This window comes from Aquabacterium sp. (assembly GCF_029946005.1).
Lineage (GTDB): Bacteria > Pseudomonadota > Gammaproteobacteria > Burkholderiales > Burkholderiaceae_C > Aquabacterium.
Map to the genome: position 1 here is coordinate 1 of NZ_JAQSDR010000028.1, position 2,495 is coordinate 2,495.

At 56.8% G+C, this 2,495-nt stretch carries 3 protein-coding genes and 1 pseudogene; 2 read left to right on the plus strand and 2 right to left on the minus strand.

Annotated features, from left to right (window positions below; all coding sequences use genetic code 11):
- Window positions 1-293, minus strand: a pseudogene (locus PSV38_RS14115) (hypothetical protein); the annotation flags it as partial.
- A gap of 11 nt (window positions 294-304) precedes the next feature.
- Window positions 305-520, minus strand: a complete 216-nt coding sequence (locus PSV38_RS14120) for a helix-turn-helix transcriptional regulator (RefSeq protein ID WP_300548454.1) — start codon at window positions 518-520, stop codon at window positions 305-307.
- 117 nt (window positions 521-637) lie between these two features.
- Here PSV38_RS14120 and PSV38_RS14125 point away from each other — a divergent pair, with 117 nt between their 5' ends.
- Window positions 638-1,510, plus strand: a complete 873-nt coding sequence (locus PSV38_RS14125; protein WP_300548456.1) for an alpha/beta hydrolase — start codon at window positions 638-640, stop codon at window positions 1,508-1,510.
- 546 nt (window positions 1,511-2,056) lie between these two features.
- Window positions 2,057-2,464 (plus strand): hypothetical protein, encoded by a 408-nt coding sequence (locus PSV38_RS14130; protein WP_300548458.1) that lies wholly within the window; start codon window positions 2,057-2,059, stop codon window positions 2,462-2,464.
- The last annotated feature ends 31 nt before the right edge of the window (window positions 2,465-2,495 follow it).

A 2,495-nucleotide genomic window follows, 5' to 3' on the forward strand; every position in this document is an offset into this window, starting at 1 on the left:
CTGGGGAGCAGCCTCGCGCAAGGGAAGAACGCCGCAGGCTTACCGCTTACGTTGCGGCCACCACTCTCATCGACGCGCTGCCAGACCTCGTCCGGTTGGCCCAGCAAGGCCACAAATCGCTCGGCCGGGGCGTTGCACATCAACATGTCCCACTGCCGGTTGACCACCATGGCCGGGTAGGGCTCGTGATGCTTGATCGTCAGGGTCAGCGCCTCACGCACGGCCGCCATGTCCTCATCTTGCAGTGCCCGTTGCTGGAACATGGGCGCAAAACCCGCTGCGTGCAGCCACATATTCCGCTCCCTCAAGGGGACGTCCAGCACCTCGCAAGCTGGAGAACCATGCCTCTGCTGGGCTTCGCGCGGCTTGATTCCAGAAAGCTCAAGTGGCGTTGCGAAACGCCCGCTTCCAGTGCCACATCCAGTTGAGCGCGCTTGCGCAAGCCGCGCCACTGCCGCAGCAGTTGCCCGAAGGGCAACGCTTCACCCTGGCGGATGGAGAGGTTCTCGTCGCAAGTCATGGCGGCAGTATCCCCTCTGTGGTGTGGGCGTTTCAATGACCTCCCAGGTAATTGTCTTGCTTGCCTCGCGGTCGGATCATCTGCAGACGTTCAATCCCCACGACGGAAACAAGCGCCATGCCCTCACTCAAGACACTCCAACTGCCGCAAGGCCCGGTCCAATACCTTGAGCGTGGCCAAGGGCAACCCATTGTCTTCGTGCATGGCCTGATGGTTGACCACAAGCTTTGGCAGCCCATCGTTTCCGAACTCAGCCAAGGCCTGCGCTGCATCGTGCCCAACTGGCCCCTGGGCGCGCATGCAATTCCTATGGCGCCAACGGCAGACTTGACTGTCATGGGCATGACACGCTTGATTGCCGACTTAATGGTCGCGCTTGATCTACGCGGTGTGATTTTGGTAGGCAACGATACGGGTGGGGCCTTGGCCCAGATGGTGTGCGCACAGTTCCCCGAGCGCATCGCCAGCGTCGTGCTGACGACCTGTGACGCCTACGACATCTTTCCCCCTTCCGCCTTTGTCTTTTTAAAGTGGCTAGGCCATGCCCCTCCGCTGGCATGGCTGACTGCTCAGTTGATGCATCACGTTCCACCTCTCAGGAGATTGCCGTTTTCATTTGGCGAACTCACAGATGGGCCGCTAGATGACGAGTTGATCGAGCACTGGCTCCGGCCTATGCGCACGAACGCCGGTGTGCGACAGGACGTGTGCAAGTTTCTTCGCACGCTCTCGAATCGCTATACGCAGGATGCGAGCGATGCCTTGCGCCGCTTCAACAAACCTGTCTTATTGCTGTGGTCGACACGATCGCGGCACTTCCCAAGGCGCTTGGCCGAGAGAATGCAACGGGAGTGGTCCAACACGGAACTGTTTTGGATCGACAGTGCTGGCGTCTTCTTGAGTCTTGAATACGCGCAACAGTTGGTGAGCAACATCAAGTGCTTCACCGCAACCGAGACCGAAGCTCAGAGGGCGGTCACTCTGGCTTAGAGGCTTACCACTGTGCAGTGGTGTCGAGCATGGCTCGGCAGTGACGACACCTACTGTCGGTGACGGACCCATGTCAGCTTAAGTACAGGCAGTCTCGAAAATTGAACGGCTGCTCAGGGTCGATTTGAGCCCATCGCGCGGTGCGGAAGCAGCCGGTCGCGGCGCAAGCCCGAACAGTTGGGGCACTGACGTCAGCTATACGTCGAATAGCTGACAGCTGAGGCGCTGCCGGCCTCCGGGGCGAGCGTCAGCTTGATGGCGCTTACCGGAGGTTCGTGAGCCGCCAGCGCCGTCAGCACCCGCTGCGAAGCCGCCGGCCGCCATGTCGGCATCAGGCTGGGAGTTGCCGTTCGCTATGAACCCCAGGGACACAGAATGATCCTTTCACGCTATTGACGGTGCATCAGAGTGACAGCACAATGATGGAGTCGTTCCAAAGATTGACCTACTTTTTGACCAAACGAGCCGTTTGACTAATTGTCAAAGGCATCGTCACGCTCCGATTTGCACCGGCCACATAAGATTCATCATTATCTGGAGAATGCTATGCGCAAGTTTGCTTTCCTATTCGCTCTACTTTTTGCCTCATCGTTTGCGTATGCTGACCCGCCGATCCCGCCACCAACACTTTTGAACAACTCCGGAAACGGAACCGTTGATATATCTGGAGGGGCTACAGTAAGCACTTCTGTAACCTCGATTGGTACTGAAATTCTGACCGCGACCAACATTTCTCTGACAGCGTCTGATGGAACTAGCTTTGTAGCGATAGATAGGGATCACACCAGGTCCAATGGCACTAATTTCATTGAGATTACGTTCAGTAGTGCAGATAATTCACGATATTTGACGTTTGACATACCAGTTAAACCTGGCGATCCGCCAACCGGTTATGGCAATCCGCCAAGTTTGAGCGGCTTTATTGATTATGTGTCAAGTCCCGGCTGGTTATAAACGCGCTTCTTGAATAATTCAGGTTTTTTCT